The sequence below is a fragment of the Rossellomorea sp. FM04394 genome (assembly GCF_041889765.1).
GTDB lineage: Bacteria > Bacillota > Bacilli > Bacillales > Bacillaceae_B > Rossellomorea > Rossellomorea aquimaris_B.
In genome coordinates, this window is the sequence record NZ_CP168654.1 from 4,307,197 (window position 1) to 4,331,350 (window position 24,154).

Genomic DNA, 24,154 nt, shown 5'->3' on the forward strand with positions numbered 1-24,154 from the left:
GTCCAAGAAATAAAAGATCTTTCCCGTTGAGAATATGTCCATTCACCTTCATTTAAAAATGCCCACCAGAGAAAAGAGACCACTGCACCCCCACAGTAGTCTCACCTTCTTCATGATTTGTATTACATATTACGACGGTACTGTCCGCCAACTTCGTATAGGGCGCGTGTGATTTGGCCGAGGCTGGCTACTTTCACCGTTTCCATGAGCTCTTCAAAGATGTTTCCTCCGTTTACGGCCGCTTGTTTTAAGCTGGTCAGTGCTTCTTCTGATTTATCTTTGTGCTGTGATTGGAAATCTCGCAGATTATGAATTTGTGTTTCCTTTTCTTCCTTCGTCGCACGTGCAAGCTCCATGCTGTCCATTTCTTCCTCTGAAGGTGGATTCGGGTTCAGGTACGTGTTCACTCCCACGATCGGAAGTTCCCCGGAATGCTTTTTCATTTCATAGAACATGGATTCCTCTTGGATTTTCCCGCGTTGATACTGGGTTTCCATGGAACCAAGTACCCCGCCGCGGTCATTCAGGCGATCAAATTCCGTCAGGACCATTTCCTCAACCAGATCGGTCAGTTCTTCGACGATGAACGATCCTTGAAGCGGATTTTCATTTTTTGATAGTCCGTGCTCTTTCGTGATGATCATCTGGATCGCCATGGCACGGCGAACGGATTCCTCTGTCGGTGTCGTGATGGCTTCATCGTAGGCATTGGTGTGCAGGGAGTTACAGTTATCCTGTAATGCCATCAAAGCCTGAAGCGTTGTACGAATATCATTGAAGTCAATTTCTTGGGCATGAAGAGAGCGACCTGATGTTTGAATATGATATTTCAGCTTCTGACTGCGTTCATTGGCACCATATTTATCCCGCATCACCGTTGACCAAATGCGGCGGGCCACACGACCGATCACCGTATACTCAGGGTCCAGCCCGTTTGAGAAGAAGAAGGATAAGTTTGGTGCAAAGGCATTGATATCCATTCCGCGGCTCAAATAGTATTCCACATACGTAAATCCGTTCGCCAATGTGAACGCAAGCTGTGAAATCGGATTGGCTCCCGCTTCCGCGATATGATAGCCGGAAATCGATACAGAGTAATAGTTTCTTACTTTGTGATCGATGAAGTACTGCTGGATGTCACCCATCATGCGAAGGGCAAATTCAGTCGAGAAGATACACGTGTTTTGTCCCTGATCTTCTTTTAAAATATCTGCCTGCACGGTTCCACGCACGACTTGTAGCGTTTGCTCCTTTACTTCCACATATTCTTCCACCGTCAGCACACGGCCCAGTTCTTCTTCTTTCATACGGATCTGCTGATCGATCGCTGTATTCATATACATAGCCAGGATGATCGGTGCAGGTCCATTGATCGTCATGGAAACGGACGTAGAAGGAGCACATAAATCAAAACCGGCATAGAGCTTTTTCATATCTTCAAGGGTACAAATGCTTACGCCGCTCTCCCCTACTTTTCCGTAGATGTCAGGACGGTGGTCCGGATCTTCACCATATAGCGTTACAGAATCAAACGCTGTACTCAGGCGTTTCGCATCATCATCTTTAGATAGATAGTGGAAACGGCGGTTCGTCCGTTCAGGAGTCCCTTCACCGGCAAACTGACGCTTCGGATCTTCCCCTTTTCGTTTAAAAGGAAATACTCCTGCTGTATAAGGGAATGAACCTGGAACATTCTCTTTATACACCCAATCCAAAATTTGACCATAATCTTTGTATTTCGGTAGGGATACTTTTGGAATATCAAGTCCCGATAAGCTCTTTGTCTTTAATTCAGTGACAATTTCTTTATCACGGATTTTTGTGATGAACTGATCTTTGCTGTAGGTTTCCTTCAAAGAGTCCCATTTCTCTAAAATCTGTTTGGATTCTGCTGTTAATTTGTTTTCGACTTCATCTTTCAACGTCTGAAGGGAAGTGACGACCCCATCATTTGTTTCTTTTTCGCTGACGGCTTCGATTGCCCCTTCCAGCTGGAACAGTCGGCGGGCCAGGTTCACTTGCTCTTCTGCTTTTTTGTGATAGTTCCGGACCGTTTCCGCAATTTCACGCAGATAGTAACGGCGATTGTTTGGAATGATGACGTTTTGCTTTTCAACATCCACGTCCTTGGAGAAGCTTGTTTTCCAGTCCAGCTCCATTTTCTTGTTCACCGTTTCGATGATCGCCGCAAACAGGGCATTCGTACCCGGATCGTTGAACTGACTGGCAATCGTCCCGTAGACCGGCATGTCATCCAAGTCTTTATCAAAAAGCAAGTGGCTGCGTTGATATTGCTTCTGAACCTGACGTCTTGCATCCTCGGATCCTTTGCGCTCAAATTTATTGATCACGATCAGGTCTGCGAAATCAATCATATCGATTTTCTCAAGCTGTGACGGAGCCCCGAATTCACTTGTCATGACGTACATGGACATGTCACAGATTTCAGCGATTTCCGCATCCCCCTGCCCGATCCCGCTCGTTTCAACTACAATCAAATCATAGCCTGCTGCTTTGACCACATTGATCGCGTCTTTGATGGCGAGTGAAAGCTCTGTTTTCGATCCACGGGTTGCAAGGCTACGCATATAGACGCGCGGATTGAAGATCGCGTTCATACGGATACGATCCCCGAGAAGGGCTCCGCCTGTTTTTTGTTTCGTAGGGTCAATGGATAAAATCGCGATTTTCTTTTCAGGAAGTTCGTTGATGAAACGACGGATCAGCTCATCCGTCAAGGAGCTCTTCCCTGCTCCACCTGTACCCGTGATTCCCAGTACTGGTGCTTTCTTCGCTAAACTCTTAATTTCCGAGAATACCGTTTGAGCCGTTGCGGCGACTTCTTCGTTCGCGCCCACTTGATATTCAGCGAGTGAAATCAGCTTGGAAATCGTGTTTACATTACCAGAAGAAAGCTTTTCAACCTCTTGGTTCACGCTTCCTTTAATCGTTGGGAAATCACATTCCTCGATCATGTTATTGATCATTCCTTGAAGACCATGCTTTCGACCGTCTTCAGGTGAGAAGATGCGGGCAATGCCGTATTCATGGAGTTCCTTGATTTCACGAGGAATGATCACGCCCCCGCCTCCGCCATAAATACGGATATGGGACGCCCCTCTTTCTTTCAAAAGATCGTACATGTATTTGAAATATTCAACGTGTCCACCCTGATAGGACGAAATCGCAATTCCCTGTACATCCTCCTGAATGGCAGCATTGACGACTTCCTCAACGGAGCGGTTATGCCCCAAATGGATAACCTCCGCTCCACTTGCCTGGATAATCCGACGCATTATGTTGATCGACGCATCATGTCCGTCAAATAGACTCGAAGCCGTGACAAAACGAACATGGTGCTTTGGTTTATAAATTTCAACCGTGCTCATATTACTCCCCCTGTTCTCCCTTGTTTTTCAAACCCTATGACGCCTGCAAATAGTAATTCGATTTGAAGATTGATGTATTCATCGAGTGTAAAACGCTTTTGCAGTGCCCAGCGACGGAATCCCCACATCTGTCCCTGGACGAATACGTTTTGTGCCAGCATATGGATTTGATCTTCATCAAGCTCAAGCTTTCCGCTTTCCACGCATCCAATGATGAGGTCTTCCACCATCCCCACCATTTCAAGTTCCTTACGCAGGACATATGGAAGGGCATCCTTCGATAAAGATTTCGCCTCCTGATACATGACCAGGACTTCATCCTGCATCCGGTCCATCACTTGAAAATAGTGAGCAATCCCGAGCCTTAAGCTCTCAAGTGTCCCTTTTCCGACATCAAGCTCCTCAAGCTCTAACCGAACCTGCTCATAAATGCTGTCACACACTAAATACAAGACATCTTCCTTTGTCCGAATATACTCATATAGCGTTCCGATACTGAATCCGGCGGCCTTCGCGATCTCTCTTGTCGTGGTGCGATGAAACCCCTTTTGTTTAAATAGAGAGACGGCCCCGCGAATCATCTGATCACGCCGCTTTTCCACTAAACGCTCATCCTTAACCGAAGCATGAACTTCCCTCTTCTTATTCAAAACAACCGACCGCCTTTTCTATCCGATTCTCCCATTGACCCCATTACAACACCACCTGCCTCATCCCCCAACAAAGCAGATGGCTTCTATCTCTCTAACCCCATATCTTCACATACCGGGTCTGGCACCCTTACGACGCTTTCAATCATACAAACCCCTTTACGCTACGAAGCATAGTAGAACCTATCGGGTGCCTGACACGCTTCAGAACGACCAGGAAATCCTCACCAAAAATCCCCTCATTCAAATCCCTACTTCGTCACCATCCGCGAAATAACCAATCTCTGAATCTCCTGTGTCCCCTCATAAATCTGAGTGATCTTCGCATCACGCATATAACGCTCCACCGGATAATCCTTCGTATACCCATACCCACCAAAGATCTGAACCGCTTCCGTCGTCACCTTCATCGCTGTATCCCCGGCCATCAGCTTCGACATCGCCGATTCTTTTCCATATGGAAGGCCTTCTGACTCAAGCCACGCAGCTTGATAGGTTAATAGACGGGAAGCTTCGATGGACGTCGCCATATCGGCAATCTTGAATGAAATCCCTTGGTTCGCTGCAATCGGCTTCCCGAATTGCTCACGCTCTTTTGCATACTCCACAGACGCATCCAGGGCACCTTGGGCAATCCCGACTGCTTGAGCGGCGATTCCATTACGGCCGCCATCAAGTGTCATCATCGCAATCTTGAATCCATCGCCTTCGTTTCCAAGCATGTTTTCTTTAGGTACCTTACAGTCTTCGAATACAATCTCAGTCGTTGGAGATGAACGGATTCCGAGCTTTTTCTCTTTCTTCCCTACAGAGAACCCTTCAAAGTCTGCCTCTACGATGAACGCACTCGTTCCACGCTGACGCTGGGAAGGATCTGTCAATGCAAACACGATATACGTATCGGCGATTCCACCGTTCGTGATGAAAATTTTAGAGCCGTTCAATACGTAATGGTCACCTTCTAAACGAGCCGTCGTTTTCATGCCTCCTGCGTCAGAACCTGAACCCGGCTCAGTCAGACCGTAAGCACCGATTTTCTCACCTTGGGCCATCGGGCGAAGGTATTTCTGTTTTTGTTCTTCTGTACCGAATTTGTAAACCGGCCAGCCTGCTAACGATGTATGAGCGGAAAGGGTTACCCCCGTTGACGCACACACTCTTGATAACTCTTCAACAGCGATACAGTACGCTAAATAGTCACTTCCGATTCCACCATACTCTTCAGGCCAAGGAATCCCCGTCAGCCCAAGCTCAGCCATCTTCTTGAATAAATCCATATCAAAGCGCTCTTCCTCATCACGCTCAGCAGCAGTAGGTGCCACCTCATTCCGCGCAAAATCACGCACCATCTTACGTATCATTTCATGCTCTTCCGATAACTTAAAATTCATCTCAATTCCCCCATCTATTTAACTTGAATGTAATACATACCGGGTCTGGCACCCTTACAAGTCAATCGATGCCACAAACCCCTTTACGCCACTAAACATTCCAATCTATCTAGGGTGCCTGACACGCTTCAGAATGTATGCCCAAAGACACTCCACCAAGACTTCAAGCTACCCGCTCCAACTAAACCAACAAATTCTTCCCAATCACCATTCTCTGAATCTCACTCGTACCCTCATAAATCTCCGTCACCTTCGCATCACGGAACAAGCGCTCCACTGGATATTCTTTCGTATATCCGTATCCGCCATAAACCTGGATTGCTTCCGTCGACACTTCAACAGCCGTTTTAGAAGCAAACAGTTTTGCCATGCTTGCTTCTTTTCCACAAGAGATATTGTTCGAACGAAGGTTGGCAGCACGGTATACAAGAAGCTTCGATCCTTCAACAGCCGTTGCCATATCCGCCAGTTTAAACCCTATACCTTGTTGTGCAGCGATCGGTTTCCCGAATTGCACACGCTCCTTTGCATAAGCGGTAGAGTATTCAAAAGCAGCTTCTGCAATCCCTAATGCCTGGGCTGCAATCCCGATCCGTCCAACATCGAGGTTCGCCATGGCGATCTTGAAGCCTTCTCCTTCCTGACCAAGAAGGTTCTCAGCCGGGACCTTCATATCCTCAAAGGTCAGCTGAACCGTTCTTGAACCGTGAAGGCCCATTTTATGTTCGTCTTTTCCAATCACGAGACCAGGCGTATCTTTTTCTACGATAAAGGCGGATACCCCGCGGCTCCCTTTTGACGGGTCCGTTGCTGCAAAGACAATATACGTATCCGCTTCGCCACCATTTGTAATAAAGACTTTTGATCCATTTAAAACATAATGATCGTCACGTTTTTCGGCTTTCGTTTTCAAGCTTTTCGCATCCGATCCCGCACTCGGTTCCGTTAAGCAGAAAGCCCCTAAGTATTCACCTGTCGCAAGCTTTGGAAGATATTTTTGCTTCTGTTCTTCATTACCGAAATAAAGAATCGGATTCGTGCCCACCGAAGTATGCACTGACAGGATGACCCCGATGGTTGCACTAACTTTTGACAGCTCATGAATCGCGATGATATACGAAGTGAAATCCATCTCGGAACCGCCATATTTCTCTGGGATCGTGATCCCCATCAGGCCAAGTTCAGCCATTTTATTTAAAATCTCTCTCGGGAATTGTCCTTCTTCCATCTTCTCTACAAACGGCTGAATTTCCGTTTCAGCAAAATCCCGTACCATCTTTCTCATCATCTGTTGCTCTTCCGTGAATCGTAACTCCATGAATGATTCCTCCCTGATGTTCGTCGTTATTACTCGTATGAATAGAAGCCGCGGCCCGTTTTACGGCCCAACCAGCCTGCTTTCACATATTTCCGGAGAAGCGGACATGGACGATACTTGTCATCACCAAAGCCTTCGTGAAGGGTTTCCATGATGTATAGGCATGTATCCAGTCCGATGAAGTCTGCCAGAGTAAGTGGACCCATTGGGTGATTCATCCCGAGCTTCATTACCTCATCAATCGCCTCTTTACTCGCCACTCCTTCATAAAGCGTATAAATCGCTTCATTGATCATCGGCATAAGGATACGATTGGAGACGAATCCAGGGAAGTCTTCCACTTCAACCGGTACTTTTTTAAGGGATTTCGTCATGTCTTCGATTACTTGATACACTTCATCGGTTGTCGCCAGTCCGCGAATGATTTCAACTAATTTCATGACCGGTACCGGGTTCATAAAGTGCATTCCGATTACTTGCTGGGGACGCTTCGTCGCTGCAGCAATTTCTGTAATGGGAAGTGAAGATGTATTGGAAGCAAGGATCGTGTGCTGTGGTGTGATCTCATCCAATTGAGCAAAGATCTTCGTTTTGATATCCATATTTTCAACAGCTGCTTCGATGACAAGGTCCACATGCTTCGCGTCCTGAATATCGGTTGAAGTCTTTAATCGGTTGACTGTCGCTGTCTTATCTTCTTCGGACATTCTTCCTTTTTCAACGGAGCGTGTGAGATTCTTCGTAATCACGCCCATCCCTTTTTGAACAAATTCTTCTTTCAGGTCGTTCAGGTATACGTTGAATCCCGCCTGTGCGCACACTTGAGCGATTCCTGAACCCATTTGCCCTGCACCGATGACCATTATATTTTTGATGTTCATTTTGTTCTCCCCTTTGTTAACGCTAGTAATATAGTTGGTTTATTTTGAAAAGCTGTGTTGATCAGCCGTTGATTTGTTAGATTATTTCAGCTGCTGATTTTATTCAAAATTCAACAGCTGAACGCTTATTGTTGGCTGGCATACCAGACCCACAATTCTGCTCCTTGCCACTTTGTACCAGGTACATTTCATACTTTTTGTACCAGGTACAATCCACCCTTAATGTACCTGGTACAATCAACTCAATTTGTATCCGGTACAATCCTGTACAAACTCCCTACTGCTTTGCCACTTCGATCATGATCGCATCCCCTTGACCCCCGCCACTGCAGATTGACGCAATTCCGATTCCGCCTCCGCGACGTTTCAATTCATAAGCCAGTGTCAGGATGATACGCGCTCCACTTGCTCCGATCGGATGACCAAGGGCAACTGCTCCACCGTTCACATTGACTTTTTCAGGATCTAATCCAGCGATTTTCCCGCTTGTCAGGGCAACTGCTGCGAAGGCTTCGTTAATTTCAAACAGGTCGATTTCTTCAAGTGATTTCCCTGTTTTCTTCAGCAGCTCATTGATGACGAGTCCAGGTGTTTGCGGGAAGTCCTTTGCTTCCACGGCGATTGCTGTATGTCCAAGGATGGTGGCAAGTGGCTGCTTCCCTTCTTTTAGAGCCCTCTCTTCGCTCATGAGTACCATGGCTGCCGCTCCGTCGTTGACCCCTGGTGCGTTCCCTGCTGTGATCGTTCCTTCCGATCCGAAGACAGGACCTAATTTAGCCAAAGCCTCGATGGACGTTTCTTTTCGTGGAGCTTCATCTTTATCGACAACAACCGGGTCCCCTTTTCGCTGTGGAACTTCAACCGCAACTATTTCTTCACCCAGAACGCCTGCTTCTGTCGCTTTCACTGCACGTTCATGGCTTCTTAGTGCCCACTGATCCTGCTCTTCTCTAGATAGTTCAAACTCTTTCGCTGTTTCATTTCCGTACGTTCCCATATGGACATTGTTGAAGCTGCACGTCAATCCGTCGTGAACCATTAAGTCCTTCACCTGTGAATCACCCATCTTGAAGCCCCAGCGAGCTTTCGGTAGGATGTAAGGGGCATTTGACATGGATTCCATTCCGCCTGCCACGATGACTTCACCGTCGCCTGCACGGATGATTTGATCACCCATTGTCACGCTTCGCATTCCTGAAGCACATACCTTGTTGATGGTTTCCGTTTTAACGTTCCACGGTAATCCGGCATGACGGGATGCTTGTCGGGAAGGAATTTGTCCCTGTCCTCCTTGCAAAACAGACCCGAGGATGACTTCTTCTACTTGTTCACCACTTACACCCGAACGTTTCAGGGCTTCCTTCACCGCGAAACCACCCAGCTCTGAAGCTGTAAAACCGCTTAAGCTTCCGCCAAATTTACCAAAAGGAGTTCTCGCTCCATCTAAAATAACCGTTTTTCCCATCTCAATCGCTCTCCTTTATATTTGAATGATTTGATTCGGCAAAATTGTATACGCTTTCATATATGTTTAAAAAAATTCGGCAACAGGTGACCTGCCCTTAAACGACTGAACGCTCGCTCAACCAGTCCCCATAAGAGAAGGGACAGTTTTTGTCCCTTATATACCTTTATTGTACTTCATATTCGGTTAGAACGTAATGATTTTTTTGAAAGTTTTTATTTTTCTATTAAATTTATTATTGTGGAAAAACAATAGGAGTGAAACGCAGGTTGAGGCTTTGGTTTCACTCCTAGATGTTCAACTGCTGAGAAGCGGACTTTTCATTATCAAACGGATAATATTCTTTTTACGAAGCAGCCGGCTGATCTTTTTGATCGCCGCATACCGCTTTTTCAAGGATTTCTGCCACATCCTGAGTAGATACGGTTTCTTCTACTTCCTTCGCTTTCGTTCCATCCGAAAGCATTGTCAGGCAGTATGGACAACCCGAGCTGATGACTGACGGACTCACTTCAAGTGCCTGCTCTGTACGGGAGACGTTCACGCGGTGACCTGCGTCTTCTTCCATCCACATGAGTCCTCCACCAGCTCCACAGCACATGCCTTTTTCACGGTTACGTTCCATTTCAACCAATTTCACGCCGGAGATTGATTTCAGGATTTCACGTGGCGGATCGTATACTTCATTGTAACGGCCCAGGTAACAGGAGTCGTGGAAGGTGATTGTTTCGTTCACTTCGTATTTCGGCTTCAGACGCCCTTCTTTTACCAGGTCATATAGAAGTTCCGTATGGTGGTACACTTCTGCTTCCAACCCGAAGTCCGGGTACTCATTTTTGAAAATGTTATATGCATGCGGATCGATCGTAATAATTTTCTTGATTTCGTTCTTTTCAAATTCGGCGATGTTTTGACCTGCAAGCTCTTGGAATAAGAATTCATTTCCGAGTCGACGTGGTGTATCGCCGGAATTCTTCTCTTTGTTTCCTAAGATCGCGAATTTCACGCCTGCTTCATTCAGCAGCTTTGCGAAAGATAACGCGATTTTTTGGCTTCTGTTATCGAATGAACCCATGGATCCAACCCAGAATAAGTACTCGAAGTCTTCACCTGCTTTTTTCATTTCTTTCACCGTAGGAATGTGAACGTCTTCTCTCGCTTCACGCCAGTTTTCACGTTCTTTCCGGTTCAGCCCCCAAGGATTTCCCTGACGTTCGATGTTCTGCATTGCGCGCTGTGCGTCCGCATCCATCTTTCCTTCAGTCAGGACCAGGTAACGGCGAAGGTCGATGATTTTATCTACGTGCTCGTTCATGACCGGACATTGGTCTTCACAGTTACGGCACGTTGTACATGCCCAGATTTCTTCTTCTGTGATGACGTCTCCGATCAAGGAAGGACTGTAGGTAGCTCCAGCTGCTGCCTCTTCTGCTGCCTGAGTGGCGCTCGCCATTGCCAACTGATTCCCTTTCGTACCATTGAAAGCAAATGTCGGTACCCAAGGCTTTTTCTGCGTAACGACCGCACCGTGATTGGTCAGATTATCACGCAGTTTCACAATTAAATCCATTGGGGAAAGCATTTTCCCTGTTCCTGTAGCAGGACACATATTCGTACAACGACCACATTCCACGCACGCGTAGAAATCGATCATTTGATGTTGGGTGAACTCTTCAATTTTCCCTACCCCGAAGCTTTCGGCTGACTCATCTTCAAAGTCGATGGGTTTAAGCTTTCCAGGGTTGTCTAAACGATTGAAGTAAACATTCGCAGGACCTGCGATTAAGTGAGCGTGTTTGGATTGTGGAACATATACCAGGAATGCCAGTAAGAATAGTAAGTGAATCCACCATGCTACATAAAAAATGACGATGGAAGCTGTTTCCCCGATGGCTCCAAGTGCTCCTGCAATGAGTGACGCTACAGGCTCTGTCCAGGCAAGCTCTTCACCGTGCCAGATCAGGCCCATTCCGTTCCCTACAAGTACCGATAGCATTAATCCCCCGATGAAAAGGAGAACCAATCCTGATTTAAATCCTCTTTTTAGACGAACCAGCTTCTCCACATAGCGGCGATGGAAGGCCCAGACAACCGCTACCAGGATCATTAGTGTGACAAGCTCCTGGAAGAACGTGAATCCAGGATATAATGGCCCCAGTGGTAAGTGACTCCCTGGCGCCAGTCCTTTCCAGATGAAATCGATGGCTCCGAATTGGACTAATATGAAACCGTAGAAGAACATGACGTGGATTGCTCCACTCTTCTTATCCTTCAAGAGCTTCTTCTGTCCGAAGACGTTGACCACGATCTTCTGGAATCGTTCCTTGAATCGCTGGTCGAACTCCACTTTCTTTCCGAGCTTAATATATTCAATTCTCGTCTTTACTACATACACAAACAGACTAAGTGCGTAAACGGTTACAAGAATAAATGCAACCCAATTGAGAATGAGTAACCCATTCATTGAAAAACACTCCCCCTTCATTGGTCTGACTAGAACTTCCCCTTTGTTCAAACTTTTACAAACCAAATTAATATTCTGAATAGTTCATATATCCATTATATTATGAATGAGCATTCAGTCAATGGTTTTTACCAAGAAAAGTGAAAACCTTTTCATGACCATGTGAGAATCATTCTTCAGTAGCAGCCCTGCACCCGTTAATTTCGGGACTTTTTGTACCCGTACAGGTTTCGAATGGAATCCATTTAGGGAAAAGAAGAAAGAGTGCAAAGTACGGAAAATTAAGGACATACTAAAGCTAATGCAAATGAGAGAGTGATTATATGTGGTGGTTCATCCTACTGTTATTGATAGTTGCCGTATTCGGGTGGGTGGTGATCGACTTTAAGCTGGGAAGAAGTCATTTCATCCGGACACGGACACGAAGAGATTATGAAAAAAGGAATAGCAATATTAAATTGTTTTCCAGGGGTCCCGAGCTTTTTGATCAAATGTTTAAAGAACTGAAGGAAGCCAAGTCCTCTATTCATGTTTTATTTTACATTGTACAAGATGATCATTTTGCTATACGATTCTTGGAATTATTGAAGGACAAAGCACAAGAAGGGCTGGAGGTCCGGCTATTAATGGATCAGATCGGGAGTCATAACGTACCTAAATCAAAGGTGAGAATGCTTCGGGACGCAGGTGTGGAAGTGGCCTTCTGTCAAAAGGTCAGGCTCCCCTTCTTATTCTTCTCCTCCCAACAGCGTAACCACCGGAAGATCACAGTCATTGACGGGGTGATCGGGTATTTGGGAGGTTATAATGTCGGGAAAGAATATATTGATGAAAATGACATACCGGAGCTGTCTCCTTGGAGGGATTATCATCTCCGTTTGGAGGGTGAAGGCGTTCACGATTTACAAACAGAATTCTGTATCGATTGGTTCAGGGGAACGAAAGATGACCTTAAAGACGAAGCGAAATACTTTCCTCCAGCCGAAAAAGGAAGCATCCCACACCAGATCTTCCCTACAGAAGGTGTGAATATCGAGGATTTCTTCAAGAAATTCATTGATGAAGCCGAAGAGGAAATCATTATTGGAACTCCTTACTTCATCCCTACTCCCATCTTGATGGACGCCCTTTGTGATGCATTGGAACGGGGCGTTATAGTAAGGATCATCATTCCAAATAATGCTGATCATATGTTAGTGAAGGAAGCTGCCTTCCCTTATTTCAGGACCTTGCTCTCTAAGGGAGCAAAGGTGTATCAATTCATGAACGGCTTTTACCATGCCAAAGTGATGGTTGTAGACGACCACTTCTGTGATATAGGTACGGCGAATTTTGATAAAAGAAGTTTCTTTATCAACCTTGAAATCAATAATCTTATTTTCGACAAAGATTTCATTCACATATTGAAAAAAGAAATGGCAAAGGATATGGACGCATCCGACATGCTGAGTGAAAGCGATCTTGCAAATGTTTCCTTACTCACCCGTATCAAGGAACGTATCGCTTCATCCATTTCTATTTTACTTTAAGGGGGATACCACATGAAAGTGCGATTGGGGTTTGTTGCTAATTCCCTCTCCTTATGGGACGCAAGCCCTGCCAAAACCATGACCTACAAACGATATTCCGAGCTTCCGAAAGAGGAACGAATGGATCGTTTGAAGGAAGTGACTAAATTAAATTTGGAACATACGAAACGCATACTGTATTTGTGTGCAGCCCATGAAATTGAAGTGTACCGGCTTTCCAGCTCGCTTGTTCCTTTAGCCACCCACCCGGAAGTAGAATGGGATTTCCATTCCCCTTTTAAAAATGAATGGACGGAGCTCGGGGGACTGATTAAAAAATTCGGTATCAGAGCAAGCTTTCACCCCAATCAGTTCACCCTCTTCACCAGTCCCAGGCAGCATGTGACGGACAATGCCGTGAAGGATATGGTGTACCATTACCGGATGCTTGAGTATATGGGGATCGAGAAGGATTCTGTCATCAACATTCACATCGGCGGAAGCTATGGTGATAAGGATGAAACACTGGTCCGTTTTCATGAGAATCTGAAAGACCTCCCGACTGATGTCAAAGGGATCATGACCCTGGAAAATGACGACAAAACCTACACGGTTGAAGAAACATTAGCCGTATGTCAAAAGGAAAATATCCCAATGGTTCTCGACATCCATCATCATGAGGCTAATCTTAGTGAGAAGCCTCTGGAGGATTATCTTGAAGCCATTTTTACCACATGGGAAAAGAGAGATCTCGTTCCCAAAATACATATTTCTTCCCCAAAATCGGAAAAAGCCTTTCGCTCTCACGCTGATTTGGTCGATGCGGGGTTCGTAGAGGGGTTTTTCAAAACACTCAAGACGTTTGATCGGGACGTTGACTTAATGATTGAAGCAAAGCATAAGGATTTGGCCATGCTGAAGCTGATAGAGGACCTTTCGAACATCAGGGGAGTGAAACGGATTAGTGGCGGGGCTTTGGAATGGTAGTATGAAAGATGAACACTTTGTTGTTCGTCTTTTTTTTTGCCCACTCCGGGAACCGGTAACTTTCAAGGCAGTTGGAAGCTACCGCGGTTCCTGGAGTGGGTTCCTATGTAACTTTCATTTGAAGACCGATTCAATCCAAGGCTGAATCGCTGTAAACGCTTTAAATCCAAGGTAAATGCCTACAATTCCTGCAATTCCGGCCAAGGCAGGCGGTGCCGGAATGGGAAGCTTGAATAGAGCAAAAATAAATCCAACCAGGAAACCGGTCACAATTGCTAAAATAACGGTTTTCATAATATCCTCCTGAACAATATGTCTTCCTATATTATACGTTAAAGCTGGAGAAATATAAGAAAAAAGGTCCATCCAGGGGGACGGACCTTCTTCATCTATCGTCATTACATTTTTTCCGGAGCGGCAACTCCGATTAATGCAAGAGCGTTTTGTAATGTTACTCGGACCACTTTCACAAGAGCCAGACGAGCTGTAGTGAGTTCACGGTTTTCTTCATCAAGAACCTTATTGGCATTGTAGAAGCTGTGGAAAGCGGATGCCAGGTCGTTAATGTAGTTTGCCACACGGTGAGGTGTACGTTTCTCCGCAGCATCGGCAACCATTTGTGGGAATTCACCTAATTTTTTCAGTAAATCCACTTCTTTTTCCGTACCGATCAGCTTTAAGTCGATCTTATCTTCTGAAGCGAGTCCCTGCTCTTCTGCTTGACGCAAAATACTGCAAATACGCGCGTGGGCATATTGAGCGTAATACACCGGATTTTCATTGGACTGGGATACCGCTAAGTCCAAATCAAAGTCCATATGCGTATCGGCACTTCTCATGGCAAAGAAATAACGGACTGCATCAAGGCCGACCTCTTCTACAAGCTCACGTAAAGTGACTGCTTTACCAGTACGCTTACTCATCTTCATCTTCTCACCATTTTTATACAGGTGAACCAGTTGAATCACTTCTACTTCTAATTTCTCACGGTCAAAACCAAGTGCTTCAATCGCCGCTTTCATACGGGGGATGTATCCGTGGTGGTCAGCACCCCAAATATTGATCAGCACATCATGTCCGCGTTCAAATTTATCCTGGTGGTAGGAAATATCCGGAGTCAAGTACGTGTACGTTCCATCATTCTTGATGAGAACACGGTCTTTATCATCGCCAAGTTCAGTCGAACGGAACCAGGTTGCGCCATCTTCTTCATAAACGTGACCATTGTCTTTAAGTGTTTTTAATGCAGCATCAATTTTGCCGTTTTCATATAGGGATGTTTCAGAGTACCACACGTTGAATGGCACACGGAACATTTCCAGGTCCTTTTGAAGTTTGGCCATTTCGATCTTCAGTCCGTACTCACGGAAGAACTTGTAGCGCTCTTCGTCGCTTACTTCCGCATATTTCGAGCCGAATTCTTCAGCCAGTTTCTTTCCGATTTCGATGATGTCCGCCCCATGATATCCATCTTCTGGCATCGCCTTATCTTGTCCAAGGGCTTGGAAATAACGGGCCTCGACGGAAATCGCCAGGTTATGGATTTGGTTTCCTGCATCATTGATGTAGTACTCACGGGTTACCTTATATCCGGCTTTTTCAAGGACGTTACATAAGGAATCACCCACAGCCGCTCCACGGGCATGTCCAAGGTGAAGGTCACCTGTAGGGTTGGCGGATACAAACTCCACGTTCACTCTCTCGCCATTTCCCGCGTTTGATTGACCATATTCCTGGTCTTGATCAAGGATCAATGGAATCAAATCGGTCAGGTATTCATTGTTCATGTAGAAATTAATGAATCCAGGTCCTGCAATCTCCATTTTTTCAATGGATCCTTTTGACTGGTCAAAGTTCGCCATAATGTCATCTGCAATCATGCGCGGCGCTTTTTTGGCTACGCGTGCAAGCTGCATCGCCATATTGGTAGAGTAATCACCATGGGATTTTTCTTTCGGTATTTCTAAGATCACATCAGGAATCTGATCCTCTGTTGCGAGACCCGCCTTCAGAACTGCTGCTTTGATTTCGGATTTCAGGTTTTCTTGTACTTTTTCGACAATATTCATATCCCTATGCTTCCTCCTTATAGTGAATGGACATAACATAATCCCCTACTGGACTGTCTTGCATCTTTAACTCGTAAGAAAGGTTGAAATCCCCTTCCAGTTTGGAGTCACTTTGTGTATGTGAAAGTTTCTTTGTTTTGGTTGTAAGTAAGAGAGTACCCATCTGGCTTTCGTAAGAACCATTTTGTTCCTCCCGTTCGTTAAAGGCCATTCTCATTTTCACTGCACCGCTTCTGAGAATGAGAGCTTGCTGATCTGAAACTTTAACAATCGTATGAGTGGTCCCTTCCTCTTGCACCTCATCGTACTTCAGGAAAATAGCATCCCCTTTTTCATAGTATCGACCAAATGACACCAGTTCAAAAGAGTCACTTTCCTTACCTATTGTGATTTTGGTTTTCAAGTGAACTTTGACAGGTGTATAATCTGTTTTTGCCGTCAAACCACTCACATCCTTTTCTATTTTAGGGTCCGATCAAGTGATAGGTCCGTTCCTCTTTTAGACGTCCCTTCCTTCTAACTAATTAAGTATAAGAAGTATTGTGGGAAATTGCAATGGAACACGTGGAGTTTTCATTTTTTGGGGTGGATGTAAGCGGATTTATGTTTTATCAGGTTTCTGCGATATCCTTTCGCTTTTAATAGATAATAAGAATTTCCTTTTCAGTTAGGCAATCAGGGTAAGCACAAGCGCTGATAAATAGACGGAAAAATTCCGCTAAATAGTAATTCATTTTCAATAAAGACTGAAATAGCCGGAAAGATTCCGCCTATTTCTTCGAAAAATAGTAAAATGGGTGATTTTTCTGTGCATAAGCGGAAATTCTCCGCTTATTTATCCCCGAAACGAATTCCATTCTGTATGTAACCGGAAATTCTCCGCTTATTTTACTTATGCTGGTTCTTCTATAAAGGGCAAGACATCTTATTTAAAAGATCACAATGTTCCTAATAAAGAAACACGCCTAATATGCTGCGGGGAGTTCTACTTTTTTATATCATTTCGGCAATAAACCCCTCACTTCATGGAAGCAGGGGGTTCTTTCTGATGGTCTATTTTTTGATAAGACCGTCCCGTTTCATCTGGTTCACCTGATCTGTGAAGGTAGTTTCGAGACTTCTATAGGTCATGCCGAGCTCTTTGATGCTTTTCTCCGTATTAAATTTCACAGGAATCCCGACGTTTTTCCTCACGTATGGTCTTGTAAGGCCCACTGTAGGTGCGATCAGCCAGATGAGAGGCTTCGGAACGACCCTGGTCGGGAGGGGATACTCATTAGGAAAGTTCTTTTCAATCAGCTTTGCGATTTGGGTGAACGTGATTTCCCCGCCTGAAAGGATGTAGCGCCCTTTGGCTTCAGGTGTGAACGCTGCGAGCATATGTGCCTTCGCGATGTCCCTTACGTCCACGACTCCAGTTGCGAGATCCGGTACCCCTGTTTTAAATCCGCCGGTCAGAAACGATAGAATCGTAGACGTGCTTGTCGAGTCAGTCCGTTTCGTCAAGGCAGGCCCCATGACAAATGAAGGGTTGATGGTGACAAGATCCCAGCGGTCCTGTGCTTTCATCATCTTCCATGCTTCTTTTTCTGCTAGGGTCTTGGAATAATTGTAAGGCTGATGTTCAGTGGAACTCGTCGTATTCCAATCGTCTTCTGTGAAGTAAGGCTTGCCCTTCATATCGATGTGGTCCCCGAAGATGGCGACGACACTGCTGGTCAGCACCACACGATTGACGGACTTTGCTTTATTTACGGATGTTAACACATTTTGCGTCCCTTTTTTCGCCGGTTCCACGAGTTCTTTTTCAGCGTCTTTGATACCGTTAATCAAGAAGGGAGAGGCCGTATGAAAGACGTACTCCGATCCATCTACGGCTTGATCGAAGCTTCCTTCCTTCAAAAGGTCGGCTTCGTAGAATGTCAACGTGCCGGGAGTCGAGCTTTCGATGTCTTTCAGATGCTGGTATTTTTCTTCTTTCTGCAGGCTGCGGACGGTCGTCCTGACGTTGTGACCTTGTTCCAGCAGTTCTTTCACGAGCCATGAGGCCACAAAGCCTGTTCCGCCGGTTACGAGTACGGTTGATGGATTCATAAAATCAGCCTTCTTTCTTTTTTGTATTTATACGAGAGGTCCGTCCCTCTATTGGTTTATATGTTTAAAACTTTAAACGTATAGTATTAAATTGAAGCCCCTTCTGTCAACAGAAGGGGCTTCAATCTGTTTATTATTTTACCCAACCAAGAAGCATTTCACGAATCAACTTACTTGCAGTATTGGCTGTTTGCTCGGATGGATCGTAGATTGGAGCAACTTCTACAAGGTCTGCACCTACCACATTCACGTCCGAGTGAGCGATGGCATGGATCGATGCCAGTAATTCTTTAGACGTAATTCCTCCGCAATCCACGGTTCCTGTACCAGGCGCATGTGCAGGATCCAATACGTCGATATCGATCGTTACGTAGACCGGACGTCCTGCAAGCTGAGGAAGAATCTCTTTCAACGGTTCAAGCACTTCAAATTTCGAGATGTGCATGCCGTTTTCTTTCGCCCATTGGAATTCTTCTTTCATCCCGGAACGGATTCCGAACGAATAGACATTCTTCGGTCCGATATGCTCAGCAATTTTGCGGATTGGAGTGGAGTGGGACAATGGCTCTCCTTCATACTCTTCACGAAGATCTGTGTGAGCGTCCATATGAATAATCGCTAGATCCGGGTATTTCTTAGCGACTGCTTTCATGACCGGCCATGATACCAAGTGCTCCCCACCCATTCCGAATGGGATTTTTCCGTCTCCAAGAAGACCGTCGATATAATCTTCAATCATATCGATGCTTCGCTGCGGGTTACCGAACGGCAAAGGAATATCACCGGCATCAAAGAACTTCACTTCTTCAAGCTCGCGGTCGAGATACGCACTATACTCTTCCAGACCGATCGACACTTCACGAATGCGGGCCGGGCCAAACCTGGAACCTGGACGATAGCTTACCGTCCAATCCATCGGCATACCATAAAGTACTACCTGGCTGTCTTCATAAGAAGGGTGACTCTTAATAAACACATTACCTGAATAAGCCTCATCAAAACGCATATTCTTCAACCTCTCTTTTTAGAGGGACGGACCTCTAGGAAGTGCTAAGCACCTCCTGAGGCCCGTCCCTACCCAATTTGAATTATTTTTATTAAATTTTGAGGTCCGTCCCTCAAATTTATTTTGTTAAGTCTTTAACGAATTTAGGCAGAGCGAATGCTGCTTTGTGAAGTTCCGGTGTGTAGTACTTAGATTCGATATCATGGAAACGATCTTCCGGTACTTCAATTGGATCGTGCTTTTTCGAACCGATGGTGAATGCCCATAGTCCGCTTGGGTATGTCGGGATATTTGCCGTGTAAAGACGTGTAATCGGGAATATCTCTTTAACATCGCTTTGCACCTGGCGGATAAGATCCGCTTTGAACCAAGGATTATCACACTGAGCGACAAAGATTCCGTCTTCTTTCAGTGCTTTCGAGATCCCTGCATAGAAACCTTTTGTGAATAGGTTTACAGCTGGTCCGACCGGCTCAGTGGAGTCAACCATGATCACGTCATATTCATTTTCACTTTTCGCGATGTGCATGAAGCCATCGTCCACCTGTACGTCAACGCGCTCGTTCTCAAGTTCTCCAGCAATCTCCGGAAGATATTTCTTAGAGTACTCGATCACTTTTCCGTCGATTTCAACAAGAACCGCTTTCTTCACGCTTGGGTGCTTTAACACTTCACGGATTACGCCACCGTCTCCGCCACCGACAACCAATACCTTCTCAGGGTTCGGATGTGTGAATAAAGGAACGTGGGCTACCATTTCGTGATAGACGAACTCGTCTTTTTGACTTGTCATCACCATTCCATCAAGGAATAGCATGTTCCCCCACTCTTCTGTCTCAGCCATTTCAAGATATTGAAAATCCGTTTGCTCTGTATGTAAAGTCTTCTTGATTTTCATCGTGATTCCGAAGTTTTCTGTTTGTTTCTCTGTGTACCAAAGTCCACTCATTGTTTCAACTTCCCTTCTTGTTTTCAATTATTATCGATTTTTTTCGCTGTTTCCGTCCTGCGCTGGAAAAATCATATACCACTAGTTTGAGTTTTCACACGTTCATCTTAAGGACAAAATAGATCACTCAGTCAAGCTAAAGCCTGAAATAACGGGCTTTACTTCTATATTGTAAAAACGTCCAAAGGAGACGTCATTTTTATCCTTCCCTATCATGATAAATACAAACATGAGAAAAAGTATAGTGGAATCTAGCAAAATTTCAAGTGAAATTTTTTCTAAAACTTTGACGTTTAAAAACTCGTAAAACTTTTCATACTGATACTACACACTAAACATAATATAGGATGTTTATTCAAGTCCAACATATAAATATAAAATCCGGGGTCCGTCCCTCATAAGTGACGGACCCCGGGTAGAGAAAGCAGGGAGAGGTATGGAACTTATTGCTGGAATGGAGAAGACAAAAAAGTATGCGAGAGTGGCAGTCGTTGGGGCTTTATTGATTATGATCCTCTTTCTGGCAGGGCTGATCGGGATTTTAACGTACGCTAAAATTCAGGGACCCCCGCCTCTTGCCGTGCCCCAATCTACTTTGCTCTACAGTGAAGATGGATCGGTTATAGGGGAAACCAATACAGGTGAAAAACGCTATTGGGTGGGACTGAAGGAAATTTCCCCGGCACTCATCGAAGCTACCATTTCAATCGAGGACAAAAGCTTCTATCAGCACTATGGCTTTGACATCAAACGTATGGCGGGAGCAGCACTTGCGGACCTAAAAGCCATGGCAAAGGTGCAAGGAGCCAGTACCATTTCTCAGCAGTATGCTCGCAATCTATTTTTATCCCATGATAAGACATGGAAAAGAAAGATTTCAGAAGCCCTCTACACGATTCGAATCGAGATGAACTATTCGAAGAAAGAAATTCTAGAAGGCTATTTAAATACAATCTATTATGGACATGGCGCTTATGGAGTAAAGGCAGCAAGTCTTTACTATTTCGGTAAGGATCCCAATCAATTGACCGTTGCCGAAGCTGCAATGCTTGCCGGAATCCCTAAAGCACCGACTTACTATTCACCCGTCGCCAATATGGAGAATGCCAAGAAGCGGCAGGAGCTGATCCTTCAGTCGATGACCGGGGACGGCTTCATTACAAAAGAGCAGCAGGCAGTCTCCAAAGCCGCACCGATTACCATTATAGGCGAGCACGCACATCAAAAGGCAGAAACGGCGCCATACTTTCAAGATGTTGTAAAAAGTATTCTGCGCTCTGACTTAGGCATCGAAGAGCGAACCATCGAAATGGGCGGATTAAAGGTTTACACAACCCTCAAATCCGACCATCAAAAAGTAGCAGAAAAAGTAGTGAAGGAACAAATCCCTGATGAGTCTGATATTCAACTTGGATTTGTGTCCATGGATCCCAAGAATGGATTTGTTACAGCGCTTGTTGGTGGAAGAAGCTACGAGGAAAGCCCGTTTAATCGTGCAGTGCAGGCCATCCGTCAGCCGGGATCAACAATTAAGCCTCTCCTTTACTATTCTGCCCTGGAGCAAGGGTTCACTCCTTCAACGACCATGAAAAGTGAGTTAACGTCATTCACATTTGATGACGGCAAAGCGAAATACACACCTCATAATTACAACAACAAATATGCAGGTGATGACATCACCCTCGCTCAGGCCATCGCTCTTTCAGATAATGTTTATGCAGTGAAGACCCATCTTTTCATCGGTCAAGATACCTTAACGAAAACAGCCCAAGAGAAGTTCGGATTAACGACTAAGGTAAAGAAGTACCCTTCCTCGGCACTCGGTACATCAGGGGCAAGAGTCATCGATATGGTCAACGCCTACAATATATTCGCCAATGGAGGCAATAAGGTGAAACCAGTATTCATCACACGTGTGGAAGACTGGTCAGGAAACGTCATTTATGAACATAAATCAGAAAAAGAACAAGTTCTGAATCCTGATACCGCATATGTCATGACCCATATGCTGAGTGGCATATTCGATCCAAAGCTCAATGATTACTCAACGGTTACGGGAATCCAGATCCGGAAAGACGCCACCCGTCCCTATGCCGGAAAATCAGGTACAACCAACACAGACAACTGGATGATCGGCTACTCACCTCAGCTTACAGCAGGAGTATGGACAGGATATGATAAAGAAAAAGAAATCTCCCTTGTGGACGATAAATATTTGGCCAAGAAAATCTGGGTGAACTTCATGGAGGAAGCCCTAAAGGATGAACCCGTCAAAAACTTCAAACCAACGAAGGGTGTCGTCGGCGTAGCCGTGAATCCCCATAACGGATTACTTGCCACAGAGGACTGTCCCGTGCAGCGCTTCACGTACTTTGTAAAAGGAACCGAACCTACCGAGTACTGCCATGTACATCTGGGTGAAAAAGAAGCTCCAAAAGAAAAGGCGCCTGGTAAAAAAGAAGATAAGCCTTGGTATGAAAAAGTGAAGGATTGGATTTTTTGATAGAAAAGCGGAGGCGGCTCGTTCAGGCCCGACAAGCATAAGGCGAGACCGCCGGAAAGGCGCTCTTTGCCTTTTTGGCGTTCTTGACTTATGACCTCGAGGGACTAGCCGCCGGAGCTGGACATTCACGCTAAATAACCATAAAAAAAACGAAAAACCACGGGTTTGTGCGAACCCGTGGTTTTTCATGTCCTAGTTTATGTGCAAACTGTGATTTAAGTGTACTTTTTTTCTAGCGTAAGGGCAAGATGTGAACGACATATTCAAAAAAATGTCATAGTTTGTTCACAAAAGAAATTTTTTCTATGTGTTTAAACTTTTAACGCTTCCTTTAATTCATCTTTTGAGCGTTCCCACATACCCTCATCATGCTTTTTCAAGAAGTCAGTAAGAATCCCTTTCGACTTGTCATCCAGTTGATCGAGGACAATTTTACGTTTGATCGATTTATCCATATTATTCACATGCTCCGGCATGGACTTGTAGCCTCTGCGCTTTTCACGGTTCACGACCAGCTCACAAGCGGTTACGCCAGCATAGTACGGGCCGTCTTCCATACGGTCAATGGTCACCCAGATTAACCAGTACGGCTTTCCGCCTGCTGAGTCCTCACGGTTATTCGTGAATTTTATCCCTTTTTCGATCGGGCTCCTCGCATGCATCGCTCCGATTTCGATCGTCGCTTCCCCTTCTTCGACGTCAATCATCACAGGGGAGACATTATCAAGACTTAATGATCCTACTCCATAGCCACCGTGGCCGTCCGTCGGGTCACTTTTGATGATATTAAATCCAATGTTCTTTTTCTTTTCCATGTATCTTCACTCCTTCAATAACTAGCTAAAGACTGAAAAAACAGTCGTAAAAATCGCACTGAAAGCCTGGTTTGTTGCTGTCATCCCACCTTGTAACAACGGCCATATCGTATACTCGTCAAGAGGTGTAATCACAATGATCAGAAATAAAACGACTCCATACTGTTCATACTGAGTCAATTTTGCCCTGATATGATTCGGTGATAAATCCTCTATGATCCGGTAGCCATCCAACGGAGGAAAGGGCAGCAGATTAAATACAAATAACAACACATTCAGATACACAATCATCTGCAGGAGATCGATGACAAAGGGTGGAACACCCACTCCACCTGTTACTCCTACAAAAAAATAAAAAAATCCAAATGCGATGAATGCTAGCAAGAAATTACTCAGTGGACCTGCCACTGAAACTAATACTCCTGCCAAACGGGGATTTTTAAACCGGGATCTCATGACCGGTACAGGACGCGCCCAGCCAAACCCTGCAATTAATATTAAAATGGTCCCAAGAGGATCCAGATGTTGAATCGGATTTAATGTGAGTCGTCCTTGATCCTTCGCTGTCGTATCCCCGAATTTGTATGCCACAAACGCATGGGCAAACTCATGAACCGTAAAGGCCATGACCAGGGCAATTACCACAAAAGGAAGTTCTTCCAACC

At 45.2% G+C, this 24,154-nt stretch carries 18 protein-coding genes; 3 read left to right on the forward strand and 15 right to left on the reverse strand.

Annotation, left to right across the window (positions count from 1 at the left end):
- Positions 1 to 122: 122 nt before the first annotated feature.
- The 7 genes from icmF to ACCB35_RS21550 form a co-directional block, all read right to left on the reverse strand.
- Positions 123 to 3,389, reverse strand: coding sequence for a fused isobutyryl-CoA mutase/GTPase IcmF (gene icmF / locus ACCB35_RS21520; RefSeq protein ID WP_374055246.1), 3,267 nt, complete (start codon positions 3,387 to 3,389; stop codon positions 123 to 125).
- Entirely contained in the window at positions 3,386 to 4,039 is a 654-nt protein-coding gene (locus ACCB35_RS21525) for a TetR/AcrR family transcriptional regulator (protein ID WP_044340575.1), read from the reverse strand. Before ACCB35_RS21525 ends, icmF begins: the two co-directional genes overlap by 4 nt.
- A 251-nt stretch (positions 4,040 to 4,290) precedes the next feature.
- Positions 4,291 to 5,430 (reverse strand): acyl-CoA dehydrogenase, encoded by a 1,140-nt coding sequence (locus ACCB35_RS21530; protein ID WP_044340576.1) that lies wholly within the window; start codon positions 5,428 to 5,430, stop codon positions 4,291 to 4,293.
- A 181-nt stretch (positions 5,431 to 5,611) separates the two neighbouring features.
- On the reverse strand, positions 5,612 to 6,748 hold the full coding sequence (locus tag ACCB35_RS21535) for an acyl-CoA dehydrogenase (protein ID WP_044340577.1): 1,137 nt from the start codon (positions 6,746 to 6,748) through the stop codon (positions 5,612 to 5,614).
- 29 nt (positions 6,749 to 6,777) lie between these two features.
- Positions 6,778 to 7,629 carry a 3-hydroxybutyryl-CoA dehydrogenase gene (locus ACCB35_RS21540; protein ID WP_374055247.1) on the reverse strand — a complete coding sequence of 284 codons (852 nt, stop codon included), beginning with the start codon at positions 7,627 to 7,629 and terminating at the stop codon, positions 6,778 to 6,780.
- Positions 7,630 to 7,906: 277 nt separating this feature from the next.
- Positions 7,907 to 9,094 (reverse strand): acetyl-CoA C-acetyltransferase, encoded by a 1,188-nt coding sequence (locus tag ACCB35_RS21545; protein WP_374055248.1) that lies wholly within the window; start codon positions 9,092 to 9,094, stop codon positions 7,907 to 7,909.
- A gap of 346 nt (positions 9,095 to 9,440) precedes the next feature.
- Positions 9,441 to 11,558 (reverse strand): 4Fe-4S dicluster domain-containing protein, encoded by a 2,118-nt coding sequence (locus ACCB35_RS21550; protein WP_044340580.1) that lies wholly within the window; start codon positions 11,556 to 11,558, stop codon positions 9,441 to 9,443.
- Between the two features lie 323 nt (positions 11,559 to 11,881).
- Here ACCB35_RS21550 and cls point away from each other — a divergent pair, with 323 nt between their 5' ends.
- Together cls and uvsE are read left to right on the forward strand one after the other, a co-directional pair.
- Positions 11,882 to 13,087, forward strand: a complete 1,206-nt coding sequence (gene cls / locus ACCB35_RS21555) for a cardiolipin synthase (RefSeq protein ID WP_374055249.1) — start codon at positions 11,882 to 11,884, stop codon at positions 13,085 to 13,087.
- 12 nt (positions 13,088 to 13,099) lie between these two features.
- Positions 13,100 to 14,053 carry a UV DNA damage repair endonuclease UvsE gene (gene uvsE / locus ACCB35_RS21560; RefSeq protein ID WP_374055250.1) on the forward strand — a complete coding sequence of 318 codons (954 nt, stop codon included), beginning with the start codon at positions 13,100 to 13,102 and terminating at the stop codon, positions 14,051 to 14,053.
- Between the two features lie 114 nt (positions 14,054 to 14,167).
- On the opposite strand, the gene ACCB35_RS21565 is transcribed toward uvsE, so the two are convergent.
- From ACCB35_RS21565 to speE, 6 genes are all read right to left on the reverse strand, one after another.
- The gene (locus tag ACCB35_RS21565; RefSeq protein ID WP_148970668.1) at positions 14,168 to 14,347 is read right to left on the reverse strand and encodes a XapX domain-containing protein; all 180 of its coding nucleotides are present in this window, start codon (positions 14,345 to 14,347) and stop codon (positions 14,168 to 14,170) included.
- Positions 14,348 to 14,451: 104 nt separating this feature from the next.
- A complete protein-coding gene (argS, locus tag ACCB35_RS21570; protein ID WP_044340583.1) occupies positions 14,452 to 16,122 on the reverse strand; it encodes an arginine--tRNA ligase in 1,671 nt (556 codons plus the stop codon).
- A 4-nt stretch (positions 16,123 to 16,126) separates the two neighbouring features.
- On the reverse strand, positions 16,127 to 16,564 hold the full coding sequence (locus ACCB35_RS21575) for a DUF1934 domain-containing protein (protein ID WP_374055251.1): 438 nt from the start codon (positions 16,562 to 16,564) through the stop codon (positions 16,127 to 16,129).
- A 611-nt stretch (positions 16,565 to 17,175) separates the two neighbouring features.
- Complete coding sequence (locus ACCB35_RS21580; RefSeq protein WP_374055252.1) at positions 17,176 to 18,216, reverse strand: SDR family oxidoreductase; 1,041 nt, start codon at positions 18,214 to 18,216, stop codon at positions 17,176 to 17,178.
- 133 nt (positions 18,217 to 18,349) lie between these two features.
- Positions 18,350 to 19,222 carry an agmatinase gene (gene speB / locus ACCB35_RS21585; protein WP_044340586.1) on the reverse strand — a complete coding sequence of 291 codons (873 nt, stop codon included), beginning with the start codon at positions 19,220 to 19,222 and terminating at the stop codon, positions 18,350 to 18,352.
- Positions 19,223 to 19,340: 118 nt separating this feature from the next.
- Positions 19,341 to 20,171, reverse strand: a complete 831-nt coding sequence (gene speE, locus ACCB35_RS21590) for a spermidine synthase (RefSeq protein ID WP_044340587.1) — start codon at positions 20,169 to 20,171, stop codon at positions 19,341 to 19,343.
- Between the two features lie 436 nt (positions 20,172 to 20,607).
- On the opposite strand from speE, the gene ACCB35_RS21595 reads away from it, so the two are divergent.
- On the forward strand, positions 20,608 to 22,674 hold the full coding sequence (locus ACCB35_RS21595) for a transglycosylase domain-containing protein (RefSeq protein WP_374055253.1): 2,067 nt from the start codon (positions 20,608 to 20,610) through the stop codon (positions 22,672 to 22,674).
- Between the two features lie 311 nt (positions 22,675 to 22,985).
- On the opposite strand, the gene ACCB35_RS21600 is transcribed toward ACCB35_RS21595, so the two are convergent.
- Both ACCB35_RS21600 and ACCB35_RS21605 read right to left on the reverse strand, forming a co-directional pair.
- Positions 22,986 to 23,489, reverse strand: coding sequence for a YwhD family protein (locus tag ACCB35_RS21600; RefSeq protein WP_374055254.1), 504 nt, complete (start codon positions 23,487 to 23,489; stop codon positions 22,986 to 22,988).
- A 21-nt stretch (positions 23,490 to 23,510) separates the two neighbouring features.
- Positions 23,511 to 24,116 carry a site-2 protease family protein gene (locus ACCB35_RS21605; RefSeq protein ID WP_149154984.1) on the reverse strand — a complete coding sequence of 202 codons (606 nt, stop codon included), beginning with the start codon at positions 24,114 to 24,116 and terminating at the stop codon, positions 23,511 to 23,513.
- Positions 24,117 to 24,154: the final 38 nt, after the last annotated feature.

Bases quoted from the DNA above. Each gene is read 5' to 3' on its own strand.
- argS (WP_044340583.1), bottom strand. From the start codon at position 16,122: ATGAATATTGTCGAAAAAGTACAAGAAAACCTGAAATCCGAAATCAAA.
- ACCB35_RS21600 (WP_374055254.1), bottom strand. From the start codon at position 23,489: ATGGAAAAGAAAAAGAACATTGGATTTAATATCATCAAAAGTGACCCG.
- ACCB35_RS21565 (WP_148970668.1), bottom strand. From the start codon at position 14,347: ATGAAAACCGTTATTTTAGCAATTGTGACCGGTTTCCTGGTTGGATTT.
- ACCB35_RS21605 (WP_149154984.1), bottom strand. From the start codon at position 24,116: ATGGCCTTTACGGTTCATGAGTTTGCCCATGCGTTTGTGGCATACAAA.
- ACCB35_RS21535 (WP_044340577.1), bottom strand. From the start codon at position 6,748: ATGGAGTTACGATTCACGGAAGAGCAACAGATGATGAGAAAGATGGTA.
- ACCB35_RS21580 (WP_374055252.1), bottom strand. From the start codon at position 18,216: ATGAATCCATCAACCGTACTCGTAACCGGCGGAACAGGCTTTGTGGCC.
- speE (WP_044340587.1), bottom strand. From the start codon at position 20,171: ATGAGTGGACTTTGGTACACAGAGAAACAAACAGAAAACTTCGGAATC.
- icmF (WP_374055246.1), bottom strand. From the start codon at position 3,389: ATGAGCACGGTTGAAATTTATAAACCAAAGCACCATGTTCGTTTTGTC.
- ACCB35_RS21595 (WP_374055253.1), top strand. From the start codon at position 20,608: ATGGAACTTATTGCTGGAATGGAGAAGACAAAAAAGTATGCGAGAGTG.
- ACCB35_RS21550 (WP_044340580.1), bottom strand. From the start codon at position 11,558: ATGAATGGGTTACTCATTCTCAATTGGGTTGCATTTATTCTTGTAACC.
- ACCB35_RS21540 (WP_374055247.1), bottom strand. From the start codon at position 7,629: ATGAACATCAAAAATATAATGGTCATCGGTGCAGGGCAAATGGGTTCA.
- cls (WP_374055249.1), top strand. From the start codon at position 11,882: ATGTGGTGGTTCATCCTACTGTTATTGATAGTTGCCGTATTCGGGTGG.
- ACCB35_RS21530 (WP_044340576.1), bottom strand. From the start codon at position 5,430: ATGAATTTTAAGTTATCGGAAGAGCATGAAATGATACGTAAGATGGTG.
- uvsE (WP_374055250.1), top strand. From the start codon at position 13,100: ATGAAAGTGCGATTGGGGTTTGTTGCTAATTCCCTCTCCTTATGGGAC.
- ACCB35_RS21545 (WP_374055248.1), bottom strand. From the start codon at position 9,094: ATGGGAAAAACGGTTATTTTAGATGGAGCGAGAACTCCTTTTGGTAAA.
- speB (WP_044340586.1), bottom strand. From the start codon at position 19,222: ATGCGTTTTGATGAGGCTTATTCAGGTAATGTGTTTATTAAGAGTCAC.